This is a genomic window from Vibrio maerlii (assembly GCF_003415655.1).
In the GTDB taxonomy this organism is placed as follows: domain Bacteria; phylum Pseudomonadota; class Gammaproteobacteria; order Enterobacterales; family Vibrionaceae; genus Vibrio; species Vibrio maerlii.
In genome coordinates this window covers 663,523-683,637 of record NZ_QRHC01000002.1, presented here as the reverse complement: position 1 = coordinate 683,637, position 20,115 = coordinate 663,523, and the positions used below count along the sequence as shown (strand labels likewise).

14 protein-coding genes are annotated in these 20,115 nt (G+C 44.6%); 9 read left to right on the top strand and 5 right to left on the bottom strand.

Features of this window, described 5'->3' with window-relative positions; translation table 11 throughout:
- Nucleotides 1–14 precede the first annotated feature (14 nt).
- Both DPF91_RS04015 and sbcD read right to left on the bottom strand, forming a co-directional pair.
- A complete protein-coding gene (locus DPF91_RS04015; protein ID WP_117233125.1) occupies nt 15–3,776 on the bottom strand; it encodes an AAA family ATPase in 3,762 nt (1,253 codons plus the stop codon).
- The gene (sbcD, locus tag DPF91_RS04010; RefSeq protein WP_117233124.1) at nt 3,773–5,029 is read right to left on the bottom strand and encodes an exonuclease subunit SbcD; all 1,257 of its coding nucleotides are present in this window, start codon (nt 5,027–5,029) and stop codon (nt 3,773–3,775) included. The genes DPF91_RS04015 and sbcD overlap by 4 nt, the downstream gene beginning before the upstream one ends.
- A 156-nt stretch (nt 5,030–5,185) precedes the next feature.
- On the opposite strand from sbcD, the gene DPF91_RS04005 reads away from it, so the two are divergent.
- Both DPF91_RS04005 and DPF91_RS04000 read left to right on the top strand, forming a co-directional pair.
- The gene (locus DPF91_RS04005) at nt 5,186–5,671 is read left to right on the top strand and encodes an acyl-CoA thioesterase (RefSeq protein ID WP_117233123.1); all 486 of its coding nucleotides are present in this window, start codon (nt 5,186–5,188) and stop codon (nt 5,669–5,671) included.
- A gap of 377 nt (nt 5,672–6,048) precedes the next feature.
- A complete protein-coding gene (locus DPF91_RS04000) occupies nt 6,049–6,300 on the top strand; it encodes a hypothetical protein (protein ID WP_117233122.1) in 252 nt (83 codons plus the stop codon).
- 314 nt (nt 6,301–6,614) lie between these two features.
- Here DPF91_RS04000 and malG read toward each other — a convergent pair whose 3' ends face one another.
- From malG to malE, 3 genes are all read right to left on the bottom strand, one after another.
- Nucleotides 6,615–7,505 (bottom strand): maltose ABC transporter permease MalG, encoded by an 891-nt coding sequence (gene malG, locus DPF91_RS03995; RefSeq protein WP_117233121.1) that lies wholly within the window; start codon nt 7,503–7,505, stop codon nt 6,615–6,617.
- Nucleotides 7,506–7,517: 12 nt separating this feature from the next.
- The gene (malF, locus tag DPF91_RS03990) at nt 7,518–9,089 is read right to left on the bottom strand and encodes a maltose ABC transporter permease MalF (protein ID WP_117233120.1); all 1,572 of its coding nucleotides are present in this window, start codon (nt 9,087–9,089) and stop codon (nt 7,518–7,520) included.
- Nucleotides 9,090–9,178: 89 nt separating this feature from the next.
- Complete coding sequence (malE, locus tag DPF91_RS03985; RefSeq protein WP_117233119.1) at nt 9,179–10,363, bottom strand: maltose/maltodextrin ABC transporter substrate-binding protein MalE; 1,185 nt, start codon at nt 10,361–10,363, stop codon at nt 9,179–9,181.
- Between the two features lie 645 nt (nt 10,364–11,008).
- Here malE and malK point away from each other — a divergent pair.
- The 7 genes from malK (at nt 11,009) to DPF91_RS03940 (ending at nt 20,097) form a co-directional block, all read left to right on the top strand.
- The gene (gene malK, locus DPF91_RS03975) at nt 11,009–12,121 is read left to right on the top strand and encodes a maltose/maltodextrin ABC transporter ATP-binding protein MalK (protein ID WP_117233117.1); all 1,113 of its coding nucleotides are present in this window, start codon (nt 11,009–11,011) and stop codon (nt 12,119–12,121) included.
- A 597-nt stretch (nt 12,122–12,718) separates the two neighbouring features.
- Nucleotides 12,719–14,131 (top strand): undecaprenyl-phosphate glucose phosphotransferase, encoded by a 1,413-nt coding sequence (locus DPF91_RS03965; protein ID WP_117233116.1) that lies wholly within the window; start codon nt 12,719–12,721, stop codon nt 14,129–14,131.
- Nucleotides 14,121–15,350 carry an outer membrane beta-barrel protein gene (locus tag DPF91_RS03960; protein ID WP_117233115.1) on the top strand — a complete coding sequence of 410 codons (1,230 nt, stop codon included), beginning with the start codon at nt 14,121–14,123 and terminating at the stop codon, nt 15,348–15,350. Before DPF91_RS03965 ends, DPF91_RS03960 begins: the two co-directional genes overlap by 11 nt.
- 10 nt (nt 15,351–15,360) lie before the next feature.
- Complete coding sequence (locus DPF91_RS03955) at nt 15,361–15,894, top strand: polysaccharide biosynthesis/export family protein (RefSeq protein WP_117233114.1); 534 nt, start codon at nt 15,361–15,363, stop codon at nt 15,892–15,894.
- A 21-nt stretch (nt 15,895–15,915) separates the two neighbouring features.
- A complete protein-coding gene (locus DPF91_RS03950) occupies nt 15,916–18,105 on the top strand; it encodes a GumC family protein (RefSeq protein ID WP_117233113.1) in 2,190 nt (729 codons plus the stop codon).
- Nucleotides 18,106–18,119: 14 nt separating this feature from the next.
- The gene (locus DPF91_RS03945; protein WP_117233112.1) at nt 18,120–18,908 is read left to right on the top strand and encodes a putative capsular polysaccharide synthesis family protein; all 789 of its coding nucleotides are present in this window, start codon (nt 18,120–18,122) and stop codon (nt 18,906–18,908) included.
- Nucleotides 18,909–18,915: 7 nt separating this feature from the next.
- Nucleotides 18,916–20,097, top strand: coding sequence for an O-antigen ligase family protein (locus DPF91_RS03940; protein ID WP_117233111.1), 1,182 nt, complete (start codon nt 18,916–18,918; stop codon nt 20,095–20,097).
- Nucleotides 20,098–20,115 lie beyond the last annotated feature (18 nt).

Genomic DNA, 20,115 nt, shown 5'->3' with positions numbered 1-20,115 from the left:
TCGAGGAGATCGACTTATGAAGATACTCTTGGGTCTGTTGACCTAATATCTTTGTATTGCGGCTCGAGCATACTCACTCCCAATCCACTCTTTTTCGTCACTTTGAGTTGTACAGGAATCCTTTCTTTCATTGCTTCAACGTGACTAATTACCCCAATGGTTTTACCACTTGAGTTAAGGTTATCTAACGCATCAAGCGCAATATCTAACGTGTCAGCGTCAAGGGTACCAAAGCCTTCATCTAAGAATAGGGAATCAATACTGGTTTTGTGGCTCACTAAGTCAGACAGGGCCAATGCCAATGCTAGACTCACCAAGAAACTTTCACCACCAGATAGAGTTTTGGTGTCTCGCACCGCTTCCCCCTGCCAGGTATCAACCACGGCTAATTCAAGCCCGTCATACTCATCGCGACTGTTTCTACGTCGGCTTAGCAAATATCGGCCATGCAGTCGTTCAAGCTGCTGGTTGGCCAAATAAACCAAGTTGTCTAACGTTAATCCTTGAGCGAACTTACGGAACTTGTCCCCCGACTTAGAACCAATCAGCGAGTGCAGGTACTGTGCATCATCATAATGCTCTCGGTAACGTTCAATCTCTTCAAACAGAGCTTGCTGTCCTTCGCGACGAGCTTGATCCGACTCCAAAGCTTGGCGAATTGCGCCATCTCGGCTAAGCATCAGCTCGAGCTTAGCGGACACCTCTGTAAGCTGAGCTTCTACCTCAGATAAAGCCATTTGTTGCCATTCTTGTGCCTCAAACTGCTCTCTGAGAGCATTCAGAACCTGTTGTTTAGACTCTTTTAGCGCTTGTGCTTCTTTGAGTTGCATAGCCAAATCTTGCTTGAGCTTGCGCAATGTCTCTAGTTCTTCACCATCAATAAGAGCATTGATGAACGCTTCTTCATCATCAAAGCAACTATCTTCTAGCTTATTCAACCATTCGGTTTGATGCCTCTCTAACTTAACGGCAAAATCAACACTGATTTGTTCCAAGCTAGAGATTTCACCACGCAGCGACTCTTGCTGGCTGTTCAGTTGATTGAATTGTTCAACGATGGCATTCAAGCGACCTTCTTGTGTTGTGAGCTTTTGCTGCCAGTCAACACGTACATCCGCTATCGACTGATTGCCAAACAACGACTCTCTTTGCTGCTTACTTGCTGTTAGCTCAGACAATATTGCTTGTAAGGAGGTGGTATTAGTATCAAGTTCGCTGGTAAGTTCAGTGAGTCTCTTTGTATGGTTCTCAAGAATCACGGCATCCTTTTCGATCTTCTGAGCTAAGTCGATTTGTTGTTGTTTTGACTGCTTCCACGATGAAACCTTAGTGGCTAGCTGCCCGATATAGCTTTCAAACTCTCGGTTCGATTGTCTAAGTATCTGCTCTGCGGATTTGTCGTACTCAACAAGGCTTTGAGAAAGCGTTCGTTTGTCGTTCTCGAGCTGCTCATTCACTTGCTGCTGCGCTTGGTTTGCACGCTCAATTTGCTGTTCTAAGTTGACTAGGTTTTGTGTTGCCAGTTCTAGTTGATGTGCTTGTTGCTGAGCGTTTTTCAAGTGCTCTTGTAGCGCTCCATCAGCATGCTTAAAACTTGCTTCCCAAACAGTATAAGCATCTAACCATTGAGTCATTGAAGCTTGTTGTTTGATAGTTTGATTAAGCAGACCGTCGAGTTGTTCCAACTGTTCAATCACTAATGGGCTTGAGCTATCTAATCTAGGCAAGCTCTGGCTAGCCATTAAACTTTGATACTCAGTCGAGAATTGAGTTTCTAGCTGCTGTTTTTTCTGTTCAAGCTGCGCTAAAGCTGTGCCAATCTCAGACAACTGACGGTTAAGCGAATCGACTTGAACGCTCAGTTCTTTGCCTTGCAGTTCGACTTTACTGAGCTGCGTCTCCGCTTCCTTTTTCTGTTGCATAATTTGTGAAACAGAAGGAACTTGCTCCATTGAGAGTAGGTGACTTTTTGAACCGCATAGTGGACAAGCTTCGCCTTCGACCAACTCACTGCGATAGTGAGCAAGCTGTTCCTCTAAACCGATATTGGCTTGCAGCGATGCAACGAGCTGACGACAAGTTGCGAACTGCTCTCGCAGGCTATCTCGCTCTTTAATCAGTTGTTGGTGTTGAAGTTGAATATCTTTACTTAGCTGCTGCTTTTGAGTGATGTCTTGACTTGTTTCTAGCCATTGCTGCTGAGTAAGCTTCAACTGTTTAAGGTTAGTTACCGTTTGATGTGACTGTCTTAATGCAAGCTCAACCTGCTCACGGCTGCGTTGGTGCTCTTCCTTCGGTTGCTTAGCGACAACAACGTCGAGTTCTTTCTTAAGTTCAGTTTGACGCTCTTCAGATCCAGTAACAGCCAGTTGCAAGACGTTCTTTTCTTGCTCCAGAGAAGCTGACTGATTCTTCAGCTCGGTTAACTGCTTATAAGCTTGCTGAGCTTGCTCAGCGGCTTTAAGTATCTGCTGATACTGTTGCTGCCAAGTTGGAAGCTGCTTATCTAAGTTCTCACCGTCTAACTGCTCTACTTCCTCAACAAGTATTTTTAACTGAGCCGATCTATTATCTTGCAGCTGTTCGAGTTGTTCCTTCTCGCCAGTTAGCGCTGCTCTTTGCTGTTCTATGCGCGATACGAGTTGTTGCTGCTCTGAATACTTAACGGTCTGCTGTTCAATTTTATTATCAAGCGGTGCTACCTGATTGACGATCAATGCCTCTTGTTGTTTCGCCGATTCACGCAGCTTTTCAAACTCAAGTCGAGTCGCTTGTTGCAATGATTGTTTTGCCTTTAGTTCAATCTCACCACTGTCTAACGCTGTTCGCTTAGTATTGAGCTGAGCTTGCGCTTTTTCAGCATTACTTTTCGCATCATTCATCAACATATATGTTGAACGCAACGCCTCTGCGGGCTCTGCCGTGACTAGCTTGTCCAGTTTTGGTTGAGCTTCCTCTTGAGCCTGCTCAGCTAAGCTCAAACGCACTGTCGCTTGTTCAATATCGCTCTCGCTTTCAGAGACCTTTTGCCACCAGCGTTGATGCTTTAAAAGCCCATCATGTAAACTTCGCGTTGATTGAGTCTCTAATTTAAGTTCGGATTGCTCTTTTACGAGTGCAGCTAACTCTTCATGAGACAGCAGTTGAACGCCCTGTGCTCTCGCTTCGAGTTGAGATAGGTTTGACTTAGCCTCGGTATAATGTTCGTGTACACGCTCTGATATCGCCCCATAGATCTCGGTGCCCGTCAGCTCTTCAAGCAGCTCGGCGCGCTCACCTTCTTTGGCATTTAGGAACGCTGCAAATTGTCCTTGAGAAAGCATCATCGACTTGGTGAAACGCCCAAAGTCCAAGCCGGTAATAGACTCAATAAACTCATTCTTTCGCTTTACTTGGTTAGCTAAAATTTTACCGCTTTCAACTTCAGCGAGTTCAACTTGTGCTGCTTGAAGTTTTCCGTCCGCTTTTCCGCGAGAGCGGCGCATGCTCCAAAAAGCGCGATACGCCTTACCTTGAACCTCAAACTCAACCTCGGCACGACACTCAGACTCACCGCGAGTCATAATCTCGTTACTGGTAGCCGACAATTGACCAAGACGTGGAGTACTGTGATACAAGGCAAGGCAGATAGCATCAAGTAGCGTTGTTTTACCCGCGCCAGTCGGGCCGGTAATGGCGAACAAGCCATTGTCTGCAAAAGGAGATTGTCGAAAATCGACCTTCCAATCCCCTTTCAATGAATTTAAATTCGAGAAGCTTAAACTTAGAATTTTCATGATGACTTCTCTCCTTCGATGTGTGGCGTTTGAGGAGCGGCCTCTAGCTCAACACCCTCAACTATTTGATTGAACGTAGTAGTAATTCTTTGTTTTCTTTGCTTCAACTCATCGCTATCGAAGGCTTCCAGATCAAGACGTTTCTCAAACACCTCAAACGGTGTGAGCTCGGAAAGTTCAATCTTCTCTTGGGCTTGCATTGTATGATTTCGTACACCTTTAGCGCGACGCAGCTGAACCACTTCCCAACACGTCCCCTCAAGAAGAATTTGAACTCTTTCTTGCAGATCGGTGAGGTAATCTTGTGTTTCAACTTCGATGGAGAGCCACAACACTTCTGAGTGTTCAAAATCGAGGTCGCTAAGCTGCTTCTCAATACTTTCAAGGTCGCCCTTGATCGCCTGCATCGCTTGAAAACGGGGAACTTCTATCGGTTCAATTGTGGGATCAGTACCATCAAACTCAACCACAATCACCTGCTTCTGCCATTTGAGCTCATCAAAGCTCAAAGGAATTGGTGAACCGCAATAACGAATATACTCTTGTTTTGCAACGACTTGTGGGCGATGAATGTGGCCGAGGGCGATGTAGTCTGCTGGAGGGAAACCATTGGCATCAAAGCCATCTAATGTACCAATGTAAATATCACGAACAGATTCGCTCGTTTTCACACCTAACGCCGTAAGGTGCCCCGTGGCAATAATTGGAATCTCCTTACCTAGCTCTTCTCGACGTTTAAAAGCTTCTTGATAAACAAGGTGATAATGTTCTGCGATTGCCTTACCTAGGGCTTGTTGCTTTTCTACTCCAGATTCTCCGGCTTGACTCGACATCACATCACGAGCACGCACAAATGGAATGGCGCACACTAATCCTATGACCTCATCATTGCGTTTGAGCTCGACAACTTGTTCACTCGGCTCAGAGCTCGTACTGGCAATAACCTGGGTGTTGAGTTGTGCGAGCAGCTGCTTGGACTCATTAAGGGTTGAAACCGAGTCATGGTTTCCTCCCAACACCACCAACTGGCAACCTACTTTGTTCAAATTAACAATAAATTGGTTATACAACTCACGTGCATAACTTGGTGGAGTTCCGGTATCAAACACATCCCCCGCGATCACCACGGCATCAATATTTCGTTCTTCCACTTGCTGGATCAGCCATTGAGTAAATGCCTGATGTTCTGATTTTCTGTTTTGGGTAAAGAAGTTTTGGCCAAGATGCCAGTCTGAGGTGTGGAGTAATCGCATCGGGTGCTATCGTCCTAGATAAGTGTGAGGTACCCGATAATTCTGCCAACTTCAGGAGGATGAGAAAAGCGAATTATTTTAACCACCTAATTTCACTGTCTTATTTGTTTGAATTTTGTTACAAGAGTCTATGAAAACAATAATAAGGGATGTCTCATGGGAAGAGAAAAACGCGAAGTCACACTACGATTTTTAGCTGAGCCGGGCGATGTGAATTTTGGTGGAAAGGTTCACGGTGGAGCCGTGATGAAATGGATCGATTTGGCCGCTTATGCCTGTTCAGCCGCATGGAGTGGCAAGTATTGTATTACCGCCTACGCTGGGGGAATCAGATTTGTTGCCCCTATTCATGTAGGCAATATGGTCGAAGTTACGGCCAAGGTCATCTACACCGGTTCAAGCTCGATGCACATTGCCATTGATGTGCAAGCCAGCGATCCGAAAAAACTTGAAAACCGTCTCACCACGCACTGTATTGTTATCATGGTTGCTGTCGATGAAGAAGGTAAACCAACCCCAGTTCCGGAGTGGATTCCAGAAACGGAAGATGACATAAAACTGCGCGAATCCGCCATCAAACTCATGAACATGCGCAAGCAGATTGGTGAAGAGATGGAAGCCCACGTTAAGTTTTTGAAGTAAAGAGCTAGAGAGCTAGAGAGCTAGAGAGCTAGAGAGCTAGAGAGCTAGAGAGCTAGAGAGCTAGAGAGCTAGAGAGCTAGAGAGCTAGAGAGCTAGAGAGCTAGAGAGCTAGAGAGCTAGAGAGCTAGAGAGCTAGAGAGCTAGAGAGCTAGAGAGCTAGAGTTTTGAGGGTTGGCGCCAACACGTCAACCCTTTTTAACATCTAAAGATAACTTGAATCTAGATATCTAGTTTTCCAGCAACGAAGTGGTCTAGTAATCCATACGCAGAGTGATCTTGCTTTCTTAGAGTCGCTGTCATCATTTTTTCATTTTTATCTGTTCTAATGCCATGCAGTTATTCGGGAAAGCCCGTAATTCTGCATTTAAGGAAGGACTTTGGAGCAGATCACTCTTAACACTCAGGCACTCAAAGATACGAGCTCGGTAGAATACCAATGGGTAAGAACCATGTATGTTGAAGGCTACAACGAACAAGAAATCAATCACTACATTCGTGCATGCTTTGGCGGGGACGAGACCTTTGCTGATCTCTTTAGGCGTGTTGCTATGTCTCAAGAGAGTGTTTATATCCTGCTACAGTACGTCGGTTGTGCTCCGTCTAACCATGAGACTCTAAGCTCTTTTTAAACTTCCTTCTATAAAAGCTTTTTCAATATCAATTTTTATGCAAACACCTCATCGCTTGCATTCATTTCTCAACACTCAATCGCATCCTGATGCGTTCTTCTCCCCAAAACGATGATTTACAGGTATAAAAAAACCCAAGCAGAAGCTCGGGTTTTGGTTACAAAAACTGTTAGTCAATGAGTTAGTAAGGAACTTGCTTAACAGCCAGCTATGCGTAACGCCAGTGTTGTGGCAACTTAACCGATCGGCGGCCAAACCAAATGTTAAGTGCTGATACAACATAATAGGCGACCTAAGAGGTCGCCTTATTATTCTTATCCTTTCACACCGCCGGCAGTAAGTCCCCCGACTAGCCAACGTTGTGCCAACAAGAATACAGCTGTGATTGGTATTGCAGACAGTACAGCTGCCGCAGCAAAGTCACCCCACAGGTAGTTTTGTGGGTATAGGTACTGCTGCATACCTACCGCTAATGTGTACGAGTTTACATCAGAAAGCAGTAGAGATGCTACCGGAACTTCACCCACCACGCCGATAAACGACAGGATGAATACTACCGCTAGAATCGGCACCGATAGTGGTAGCAATACTAGGCGGAATGCTTGCCATGGTGTTGCGCCATCTAGTGCTGCTGCTTCTTCTAATGAGTTATCAATCGTTTCGAAATAGCCTTTGATTGTCCAAACGTGCAGTGCGATACCGCCTAGGTAAGAGAAGATAAGACCACCGTGCGTGTTCAAACCTAGGAACGGAATGTACTGACCCAACTTATCAAATAGAGCGTAAAGCGCTACAAGAGCGAGTACTGCTGGGAACATCTGGAAGATCATCATCGCTTTAAGGATAGTGTTCTTGCCTTTAAACTTCATACGAGCAAATGCGTAAGCCGACGTGGTTGAAAGCGCAACAATCAGAATTGACGTAATGCCCGCAACTTTTACTGAGTTCCATAGCCAGGTTAATACTGGGAAAGGAGGCTGTGTTACTGTGCCATCTGCATTGGTTACTGCGATACCTAACGCCAGTTTCCAGTGCTCAAGCGATGGGTTGTCTGGAATCAGACTACCCGTTGCAAAGTTACCTTCACGGAATGATATCGCAATGATCATCAGTAGTGGGAAGATAATCAGTGATAGGAACGCCCAAAGAGCAGCATGGGTCGCCCATACACGGTATTTTAAGGATTTGCCTTGTACCATTGCCATTGTCGTTACTCCTTAATCTTGAGATAGCTTAGTGAAGCGAAGGTTTAGTAGTGCCAGCGCGCCAACCAATAGGAAGATAAGCGTTGCAATCGCACTTGCCAGACCGAAGTCTTGACCGCCGCCACCTTCGAATGCGATTCGGTAGGTGTAGCTCACAAGTAGGTCGGTGTAACCTGCTGGCTCAGAGGTACCGATCATGTTTGGACCACCGTTAGTCAACAGCTGAATCATTACAAAGTTGTTGAAGTTAAACGCAAAGCTCGCAATCAATAGAGGAGTCAGTGGTTTAATCATCAATGGGAACGTGATGCGACGGAAGTTATCGATGAAGTTCGAGCCATCAATCGCAGACGCTTCGTATAGGTCATCAGGAATCGCTTTAAGCAGACCCATACATAGAATCATCATGTAAGGGAAACCCAACCATGTGTTCACGATAAGCACCATAGCTTTCGCTGTGAACGGGTCAGAGAACCAGTTTGGCGCAATACCGAACATCGCATTCAACATCATATTGATCTCACCAAAACTCTGGTTGAAGAGACCTTTAAAGATAAGAATCGAGATGAACGCAGGTACCGCATAAGGAAGAATCAGCAGCACTCGGTATACCGCGCGGCCTTTAAGCTCTTCCCATTGAACAACACTTGCTAGAACTAGACCAATGACAAGTGTGAAGATAACTGTCAGAACAGAGAATACTACTGTCCAGATAAAGATACTGATGAACGGTTCTTTAATGCCTTCGTCTTTCCAAACACGCTCAAAGTTAGCAGTACCAATTTCAACCACGAAGCCAGGAGATAGCGTGTCACCAACGAAGTTACCATCGGCATCAACGGGTTGGTAGAAGCCCACTTCCATGTTTGGTTTTAGGTAGCCACCTGTTTGGTTATCAAGTAGCGTTTCCCCATCTTCTTGAAGCGTATATTGAGGAGCAACAGATGCGAATTTACGCAGGCCGCTCATACGAACTTCTTCACCAGATGGCGTGATTAAATCGATGCTTGAAAGTGCACTACGGTTTTGGATGATCGCTTTGATCTTCTCTTTAGAACCTGTTGCTTCAGCAATCTTAGTCAGATTGAACTCTTGACCATTGAGCTCACCCATTGTGAATACTGGACTCGCTAGAAGATCACCGTTCTTCTTCACAACCAGTTGATGGCCGTCATCAACTTGATAAAGATCGAAACCGTAGCTATCACCACCTTGGAAAGTTCTATCTAAGAGAACCGTTTGTGCCCGTTCAAGTGAGAGTTGGTTTTTAGCACTGTAGTTAGTAAACGCGAGACCTATGGTATAGATCAAAGGGAAAATGATGAAAAGGATCATGCCCGCAATACCTGGGTAGATATAACGGTGTGCGTATGTTTTCTTACTACCAAAAATGTAAAGTGCTAGAGCCGTTAGAACCACAGTAAGCAATGCAAAAGAGAGCTCACCGCGAGAATACATTAGGATTGTAGCGTAGCCATTAACGATACCAACCGAGGCTAATAAAGCCCATTTGATAAATACGTTCTTACTAGTTGGTAGGCTTGATGAAGCTTGAAGCGCTTCAGAACCTTGAACTGACTGCATAGTGGAACCTGCTAGCGATAATATAGAAAAGTAAGGAGGGGTTACCCCCTCCTTAAAAGGGTATTGCTTTTTGAAACTGCTTAATGCAATTACTTAGTCATTCGTGTTTCAGCTGTCTTCAGTGCTTCAGCCACACCTTGACGACCGTCAACTACGTTACCAAGTGCTTCTTCGATACTGTACCAGAACGTAGTGAACTGAGGGATGTTAGGCATGATTTCGCCGTTCATCGCGTTATCCATTGTTGCTGCAATACGAGCATCGCTGTCTAGCTGCTGTTGGAAAGAGTTAAGAGCAACTGCGCCTAGTGGCTTGTCATCATTCAGGCTCTTAAGGCCTTCATTAGTTAGTACATAGTTCTCTAGGAACTCAACCGCTAGGTCTTTGTTTGGCGAAGCAGTGCTGATACCACCCACCCATACACCTACGAATGGTTTAGACGCTTGACCGTTAAACTTAGGAAGTGTTGTAACACCATAATCGATACCTGCTTTATCAACGTTTGCCCAGCTCCATGGACCATTGATTGTCATTGCAACGTTACCAGCTACAAACTCAGACTCTGCAACAGAGTAGTCCATATCAGCCGAAATCACGTTGTCTTTAACCATAGTATTGATAAAGCTAAGCGCATCCTGAACACCTGGTTGTGCAACGCCTGCATCTTTTACATCATAGCCACCAGAGATTTGTTTAAATGCGTAACCGCCGTCAGCTGAAAGTAGAGGCCATGTGAAGTATGCGCCACCACGTAGAGGCCACATGATTGCTTTTTTGCCGTCTTTTTGTAGTTCAGCGTTCAGTGCTGGGATTTCTTCCCAAGACTTAGGTGGGTTAGGTACGAGTGCCTTGTTGTAGATCAGAGACACTGATTCTACTGAGATTGGGTAGGCAATTGTCTTGCCTTTGAAAGTTGCTGCATCCCATGCGAAATCTACGATACCATCTTTGATTTCCTTAGATGGGTTGATTTCAGCTAGTAGACCTGCTTCTGCGTAACCACCGAAACGGTCGTGTGCGTAGAACATGATATCTGGGCCGTCACCTGCTGCTGCAACTTGTGGGAATTTCTCTTCTAGTTTGTCTGGGAATGCCACTGTTACCTTGATACCAGTGTCCTCTTCGAAACGCTTACCTACTTCAGCCATACCCTGGTAAGCCTTGTCACCACCAACCCAAATAGTTAGTTGGCCTTCTTCGATAGCAGCGTTTGCACCAAAAGAACCTAGAGCAACTAATGTGCCTAGAGCTACAGTGCTTAGAGCTTTTTTCATGTTCATATCCTTTTTATATTATTTTCTGAATGTAGGGCGATCTCAGAGGATTGCCATATTTCGTCAGCTATCATCTTAAATATCCACTCTGCGCTCATCATCCTACATTCTACGCCCCTGCTATTATGGCGTAGTTTCGTGATCTCAATCCCCTCAACACTAAGAGCAAGATCACAAAACAATGAACAATTGTGCATAGCATCACACGAAATCAGCGAAATAATTTGAACTAGATCTCTATAGCCAATTTTATGCTTCTACCCCCTCCTCCCTGACTACTCCCCCCGTAAAAAAAACGCTTAGGAGGATGTAGAGACGACACCAATCTTACAAACTGCAGTCATCCAAGAGTGGATGGTAAGAACCCTTAACCAGATGTCGATGTAGTTTAACATCTCAACTGGCTTGCATTGCCGGAGGGTCAGTAGTCACAATCGTTTGTATTCAGTGAGTTCACTTAGAGTAGAGAAACATTGTGTCGGGGGAGGCTGACTTTACCTTGGCTTTGGCGGTGCTTCTTCTTGGTTGAGAAGAAGCACCTTTTTTCTTACTAAGCACCTTACCCATTTCCTACTGTTGCCGCTCGCGCGATAACTCATATAAGATGAGCGGCAGTAAAAATTTGTTTGATCGAGGACGAGCTAGATGGCGAGTGTCACGTTAAAAAATGTATGCAAGGCGTACGGCGACGTACTAATTTCTAAGAATGTTGACTTGGATATCCAAGAAGGCGAGTTTGTAGTATTTGTAGGTCCATCAGGTTGTGGCAAATCAACACTACTACGCTGTATTGCTGGCCTAGAGGATATCACCTCAGGTGATCTATACATTGGTGACGAGCGCATGAACGATGTTGAACCAGCGAAGCGTGGCGTTGGCATGGTGTTCCAATCTTACGCTCTATACCCTCACCTAAACTTATACGACAACATGTCTTTCGGCATGAAATTAGCTAAAGCAGATAAAGCAGAAACAGACCGCCGTGTTGAACATGCTGCAGAAATCCTGCAACTGAGCCACCTTCTAGAGCGTCAACCAAAAGCCCTTTCTGGTGGTCAGCGCCAACGTGTTGCTATCGGTCGTACTCTTGTATCTCAACCTGATGTGTTCCTGCTAGATGAGCCTCTATCTAACCTAGATGCTGCGCTTCGTGTACAAATGCGTTCTGAAATTACTAAGCTACAACGCAAACTTGGCTGTACGATGATTTACGTAACGCACGACCAGGTTGAAGCAATGACAATGGCTGATAAGATCGTAGTACTCGATGGTGGTTACGTATCTCAAGTTGGTCGTCCTCTAGAACTATACCACTACCCACAAAACCGCTTTGTCGCTGGCTTTATCGGTTCTCCTAAGATGAACTTCATGAGCGTATTTATTGATGAAGTTGAAGCAGAACGCGTGAAAGTTCAGCTATCTAATGGTGATTCATTCTGGATCCCAGTGGATGGCAGCACAGTTGAGCGTGGTAGCCGTATGTCTTTAGGGGTACGTCCTGAGCACCTTCTAAAAGCAGAAGCAGGTGATGCGAGCATCGAAGGTGAAGTGAACATTGTTGAAAAACTAGGCAACGAAACTCAGGTTTACCTATCTCTTGATGGTGCAGATGCAGACGTTATCTACCGTCAGCCAGATACACTAACCGTTGAGCCTGGCGACAAACTTGCTATCGGTATCCCAGCTCACCGCTGTCACCTATTCCACAGCGATGGTCGCGCGTGCCAACGCATGTATCGTGAGTACGGTGTTGAGTAATAGCTCTCACAATTAAACGACGAAATCCAAGCCCTGAGTTCACGCTCAGGGCTTTTTGTTTGTATTAGGGCCTGTTGACGTTTCGAGGTTAAATTTTGTTCGAGATAAAATCGTTTTAGGCGCGGCAAGGGGTGTGTAGCCTAGTCATTCTAAGTAAATACCCCTTAACAAAGCATAAAACGATTTTAGCCGAACCCTTCGGGCAGCGTTTGTGCTTCATTTCTACTGCGTTATCGGCTTCTCATGTAGGCTAGCTACACATCAAAGCCTCTGCCTTGTAGAAATTTCCCACAAACTGCTGCAAAAACCAGCTCGAAACGTCAACAGGCCCTAGTCACTAAGTGCTATTTGTTTAGAAAATATCAACTTAGCTCATACAGACTCTTCATACTTTCCTGCTTACTACAGAGCAAAGTTGCACTAGATAATGAATATTTGAACTAGTGACCAAAGTCTAATTTTCATCCTTATTTCCACTAAATCCCCACCTTAAAAAAAATAGAATTTCACCATAACGTCAGCCTCTATACGGATATAGATTCGCTTGCAATGACGCTCTATATGAGCCATCAGTTTCTATATAAAGGGATTTGGATTATGGACAATCAACCACAACCGAGCGGGCTTATACGCTCTCATGAGACGGAATTTGCTTTTATGTATCGCATTGTCGATATCACAGCGATTTTCGTTGCCTTCTTCACTTTGAGCATCTTCTTTGAACAAGGATTAAGAAAAGACGACCTTATACTTATCTCTTCAGCATGCTTAGTCTTCTTAGTGTTAGCGGAAAGCTCCAACCTGTATCGCTCTTGGCGCACTAATAAACTAAAGACTCAACTCTTTCAGACCACGGTGGTTTGGCTTTTCACATATATCGTTATGACTTTGGTGCTGCTAGCTGCTAACGCGAGCAATGCCTTTCAGCCTTCTCTCATCCTAACTTGGCTAGGTGTCGCTCTAGCAGGGCTACTTTTGTGGCGAATCGGTTTTAGATTGGCACTAAACCATGTCCGCCAGCGCGGTTTCAATACTCGTAGGGCGATCATCATCGGTCAGACTGAACTCGGTATTCGCCTTGCGAAAGAGATTGAAACCAACAACGAGCATGGCGTTATTCTCGACGGATTTTACGATGAACGCGGCTCAAAGCGTGAAGATTGGGAACAACAATACCCGATAAAGGGAAGCCTAGTTGACGCCTTAGCGCGAGCCAAAAATAGTGAGATTGATTACGTCTACATTGCTATGCCAATGTTCGCCAATGACCGAATTTCCCTATTCCTCAAGAAGTTCTCGGATACCACGGCAACAACCTATTTAGTTCCTGACTTCTTTACTTACAACCTGCTCCACTCTCGTTGGAACCAAATTGGCTCAGTGCAAACCCTGAGTGTTTTCGATACCCCATTTTCAGGCGCAGCCTCTTGGTTGAAACGCTTAGAAGATATCGTCATTGGTTCCATCATCCTGTTGTGTATTTCTCCTATCTTGTTGGTTATCTCTGCTGGAGTGAAATTGACGTCACCAGGTCCGGTACTGTTCAAGCAAGATAGATACGGCCTAGACGGGCGTAAAATAAAGGTCTGGAAGTTCCGTTCAATGACAACCATGGAACAAGGCTCAGATGTGAAACAAGCCACCAAGAACGATCCTCGCATCACGCCATTTGGCTCATTCCTACGTCGCACTTCATTAGATGAGCTGCCGCAATTCTTCAACGTTTTACAAGGCACGATGTCAATCGTTGGCCCGCGCCCACATGCCATCTCACACAACGAAGAGTATCGCCAAATCGTCGACCGTTACATGCTCCGTCACAAGGTAAAACCTGGCATCACGGGCTGGGCTCAAGTAAACGGCTTCCGAGGTGAAACAGACACGCTCGAGAAAATGGAGAAACGTGTTGAGTTCGATTTGAAGTATATCCATGACTGGAACATTTGGATGGATGTAAAAATCATCTTCCTTACTTTCTTCAAAGGATTTACTGGCTCAAATGCCTATTAGGATTGAACGAATGAAAGTGATGTATGCACTAACATTAGCCACTGTTGTAGCTCCCGCTCTGGGAGAGCCGCTGAGTTACAAGTTTGATTCTGGGATTGAGCTCTTTCCGAACCTAGGCATTCAATATCGCTCCAACGACAACATAGCTAGAGCCTCTGAAGACACAGATCGCGTTGAAATCACTGAACTAAACGGTGGTTTGGCTTTTGAAGTGGAAACTAATCGTTACCTGGGAGAGCACACGTATGCCCTATCTCTTGGGGATTCGAGTGATGGTAGAAACGACTATATCGATCAGAAGTTCGATTCAAGCAACAAATTTGAGCTCAATTCTCGTAACCGCCTCAACGTGAATTATCTTTTTCGCAATCAACATGAAGAGCGCGGTACAGGATTAACCGCAAGTGACGCGTTTTCTAACCTACTCGACGAGCCGCTTGAATATACTTTTCATGACATTGGGTTTAACTACATCTACGGCTCTCAGGGCGCAAAAGGTCGTATTGAAGCAGGAGCGAACTACCGTGATAAACGTTATCAGAACTTTCGCGACATCAGTGACTCAGAAGGCAGTCGCTTCAACGACTTCTCTTCCGTCACGGGACACGGTGAGTTCTATCTGCGCTTGTCTCCAGTCACTTATTGGCTACTGGGCTCACGAGTCTTACTTAAAGAGTACCAACATCAAAGACCGTCAACAGCAGCAGACAATAACCCAAACAAAGACAGCAATAGCTATTTCTACTACACCGGTTTTAGTTGGTCATTGACCGGTAAAACAGAGGGAGTGGCAAAGTTTGGTGTCCAACAGAAATCTTTTGACTCTAACAGTCGAGATGATTTTCAAGGATTTAGCTGGAACGTAAAGCTTAACTGGCTCCCTCAAGAACAGACAACGATAGCTTTCCGAACTTCACAGGCCGCAATCGACCCAGATCAGCAAGGTGATTACAACCTACAAACGACCTTTGCATTCGAAGCAATACAGGATTGGAACTCCAAGCTATCTTCGCAATTCAACACCACCTACACCCTTGATGACTATAGCAATGGACTGAGGAATGAAGAACTGCTATCGCTGGGCGTTGAAGGCACTTACCAGATTCAACGCTGGCTCGGTTTATCCGCTTATTACCAATTTGAAAACAATCAGTCATCCAACTCTAGCTATGAATATCAGCAGAACATCTTCGGATTATCTGTATACGCAACACTTTAGGATATGCAGCATGAAACCATTATTCCACTTACTCTCATTCATTTTAGTCTCACTTGTTTCTCTGCCCGCGTTGTCCAATGACGAACAGAATTACACCCTAGACACTGGCGATAGCATCAGTGTCCAGATTTACGGTGAAAAAGACCTAAGTATCGACTCAATTCTCATCACATCAGATGGCTACTTTGACTTTCCTTATCTGGGTCGAATCAAAGCCATTGGTAAAACACCAAAACAGCTACGTTATGAGATTGAGGGTGGGCTCAAAGGCGACTATCTCATCAACCCTAAGGTGATGGTCAACATCATCAACTTCCGCCTTTTCTACGTGAATGGTGAAGTACGTAAACCTGGGGGGTTTGAATACCAACCTGGACTTACGTTAGAAAAGGCCATCGCGGTTGCAGGTGGTGTTACCGACCGCGCATCGCTGCGCAACATCAAAATCACCCGCCACAAATCTGGAAAAAATGTAAGCAAAGCAAGCATGAACCACGTGGTTTATCCCGGCGACATCATTTTTGTCGACCAAAGCTTTTTTTAATTTTGAACAAGGGATAATCCAATGAACGAAACTCATACCTCAACGACTCAACCAATGACGGGTGACATCTTTCAATTAAAAGGTCACTTACTCACACTGAAGAGTCACGCATTCACCATTATTGCATTTACGATCATCTTCGGTGTAACGGCGGCGATGTATATCTACAGTAAGCCCTCTATTTATCAGGCTAATGCAACTCTACTGATTCAAGACCAGCAGAAAAGTGCCCTTTCCATTGATGAAGTTTACGGCGTCGATACAACGAAAAAAGAGTACTTTCAAACTCAGATTGAAATACTGAAATCAAACCATATCGCTTCTACTGTCATCGCTGATATGGGGCTTGAATATCACAATGAGTTCAAAGGAGCTAGCTCAATTAAAACAAAGCTCGAAGAACTCAAATCTATTCCATTGTTGCAAGACTTATTGGGTGTTCAACCGACTCCTGATGGAACCGATGATTATGAAAAAGGGTACTACTCCACACTCAATAAGTTCAAGAACCGCCTGGTGATAGAGCCTGTAAGAAATACACAATTAGTCAAAATTGGTTTTCGTGCTAAAGACCCAAAACTAGCGGCAGAAATTGCCAATCGCGTTGGGCAGGCCTATATCGATTCTAACTTCGAAGCCAAACTCTCTATTACCCAGAATGCTGCGAACTGGCTAACAGACAATGCAGCCAAAATGAAACAACAACTCAACGATTCAGAACAAAGGCTACAAGACTACCTACAACAGGAAGGCTTAGTCGACCTAAATGGCATCGATGATATTTACGCGGGCGAGATAGAAGATTTATCAAGAAAAATCAGTGAAATACGTAACCGTCGAATTGAAGCCGAGACACGCGTTAGCTTACTTAGAAAGAAAGCCTCTCAAGATCTAGATAGCCTGCTATCGATGGACGAATTTGCCAATCAAGCCCAGATCCGAGACCTAAAGCTTGCAGAGATCGATGCTGAAAAGTTGGTGAGTGAGCTCTCTCAGCGCTATGGACCCAAGCACGATAAAATGATCCAGGCGAATGCGCAGTTAGAGGCTATTCGCACCAAAGCTAAGAGCCGCATTCGCGACCTGTCTTCAAGCATGCAACAAGACCTCAATACCGCTAGAACTCAAGAATTGCTGTTGCTTAAAGAGATGAAACGCAAGCGCGGTGAGTTTCAGGATCTAGGCTCTCAACGTGCAAAGTACGATCAGTTACGCCGCGAGGTTGAGTCTAATAAGAAACTCTACGAAGCCCTGTTAAATCGAGAGAAAGAGACAGATACCACCAGCGATTACCAAAATGTCACCGCGCGCTTTACTGATAGAGCAATGATTCCACTTTTCCCTGTAGCGCCGCAACGAGTAAAACTAACATTCATCGCTGCGTTTTTGGGCTTTGTCTTTATTTCAGTCATTGTGGTGTGTTTAGAAATCATCAGAAACACCATCAGCAACTACAAAGATGTGGAAGATAAACTGGGAGCAAAATGTCTAGGAGTACTTCCTTACATTAAGAATGCCAAGCTACGAAATAGAGGTATCTCGTACTCTGTTTATCACGACAGAGAAAAACACCTTCCATACAGTGAAGCATGCCGTTCTCTACGCACCTCGCTGCTATTACATCTAACAAACAAAAAACAGAAATTCATTGCCGTTACATCTGCAATACCAGGCGAAGGAAAAACCGCAACGTCAATTAATTTGGCTACCTCTCTGGCTTCGATGGAACGAGTACTGCTGATTGATTGCGACCTAAGAAGACCTTCTATTGCAGCTCGTTTTGACATTGCTAAATCAGTACCAGGGTTGTCACAGATTCTCTCAATGGATATGCCGGTCGAACAATGCATTGTTCGCCATGAAGATTCAAAACTTGAGGTGATCACGAGTGGCTTGAGCTCGCCAAATGCCCAAGAACTTCTCCAATCTAGCAAGTTTTCCAAGTTACTTGCTCAGCTAGAGCAGAGCTATGACCGCATAATCATCGATACACCACCACTGCTATCTGTCAGTGATGCCTTGATTATTGGGCAAAAAGCCAATGGGTTGATCACGGTCGTTAAATCAGAGTCGACCAAAACACCTTTAGTCAATTATGCATTGCAGAAGCAACTCCAGCATGACGTGCCGTCTCTCGGTGTTGTGGTGAATCAGGCAAAAGGTAAAGCCAAAGCTTACCTGTATGAACAGCAGTACGCCTACTCGTCGTAAGTGAGGATATTTCAATGACACTACTTAAAAAGGTTTGGCAGTCAAAAAGCCCAATTTTGATTTATCAAATGGGCAAAGTGGGTTCGAGTGCACTAGAAAAGTCAATCCCAGATTCTGTACACCTACATGACTTAATGTCGATTTCGTCAGAAAGTTTAATTTCTCCGGTTCGAGCACGCGTACACAAACCAAACTCGCAATACATGAAAAGGCTAGTCAAAAGGCATGTAGTACCTTGCATGCTGAAATCTAAGAACAAAGTCAAAGTGATTTCTCTGGTGCGTGAACCCGTCGGCCGAAATATTTCGATGTACTTTCAAGCCCTACCATTTTGGCTAAGTAATAAATATTTAATTGATGATTCAGCAGTACGTGAAGAGAAAAAGAACCTCTTAGCTGAAACCTATGTTGAATGTCTCAATCATCAATACCCGCTTGATTGGTTTGATAAAGAGATAAAAAAACTAACGGGTATCGATGTCTTTCAGACTCCTTTCGATTCTGTGAAAGGTTCTCAGCGCTATCAGAATAAGAACTTCGATTTATTGGTGATCCGCCTTGATAAAATAGGGGAAAGTAGAGAAGTCATTGAAGACTTTGTTGGATGCCCAATCGAACTCAGCAAAGACAACCAAGCTTCCAATAAGTGGTATCAGCCACTTATTGCCGATTTCAATAGCTCATTGTCACTCACTCCTCATTATTTAAATGAAATGTTGACGTCAAAATTAACAACCCATTTCTATTCCGAGAGTGAGATAAACGCCCTTAGCGATAAATATACTGAGCTCTACGTAGAGTAATAGTCCTATGCAATCCAATCTATTGCTCGAGAGTGAAGAACATTACATCTCTAGGCTTGTAACTCGAGTGGCACCCTGGTGCTTGGCTCTGTTTTTTAATCCTTATTCAGTCTCAATTGCAGGCATTAAGGCAACGGATGTAATCAGTCTTGTCGCACTAGGCTTAGCCATTATCGCGACGGTGAACGGTCATATCCGTACACTTGCCCATGGCAACTTGGCCTTAATTTGCCTTTTCGCCTTGTATGTATTCTTAAATGCCCTGCTGACCACCTCGAGGCTCAGTTATGCCATTGTTGATGCCATACAGTGGGTATCCATCATTGCTATGCTTGCGATATTCCATGCTTATAGATGCTTCAACAACACTAAAGTCATACAACAGTTCATTTATCTATTGCTACTTGTCGCCTTGATGACCGCGGCTTGGCACATCGCACATGGTTATGATGGATTTAAATACCTCGGGGCAACAAAATTCAGTTTCGGATTACTCTGCACCTTAACCTATATCTATCGCAAAGAAGTGAAGTTCGCACACTGGATACTCGCTGTAGGGTGTGCATTGCTAATCTTTTCTCTCGAGCGAAAAGCCATGCTCGGATTCTTGTGCGTTATTGCTGCAGATCTATTGTATGTTAAGCAATTCAACCACAATAACAAAGTCTCCAATTCAAGATTCACCCCAATACTGGGGCTCCTAATCTTCGCACTTTGCAGCGCATGCATGGTAGTTGTCTACTTTGGAGTCGACCACTTCCTTTACACTGCAGAGTTTGCCCCTCTAGACATTGCTTTTGCTGATCAAAGCTCTGCTCGCTGGGTGTCTAACTTACACAGAAAGCTCCTGCTAGCTAACGGTATCGACATTTTTTTACAACACCCTTGGTTTGGCGTAGGAGCTAAAATGCTGCCTAGCTATATGGAGAGTTACTTTACCTACAGCGAACTGGCTATTTATTCTCACAATTTCTTACTCGACACATCAATTGAATATGGTCTAGTCGGCATTGGCCTGCTTGGCTTGGCTTATACAAAGTTCTTCATTCAGTCAGCAAGCCTTATCTCACTCAATCGCCACGCCCTCTTATTGGGCATATATGCCCTTGTGATGGTGTTTTTCGTCGCAGTAAATACCACCGTTATCCTTATATTCCTACTGCCTCTGGTAATGAGCAGGACTCACTAATTTCATCAGGGAAGAACA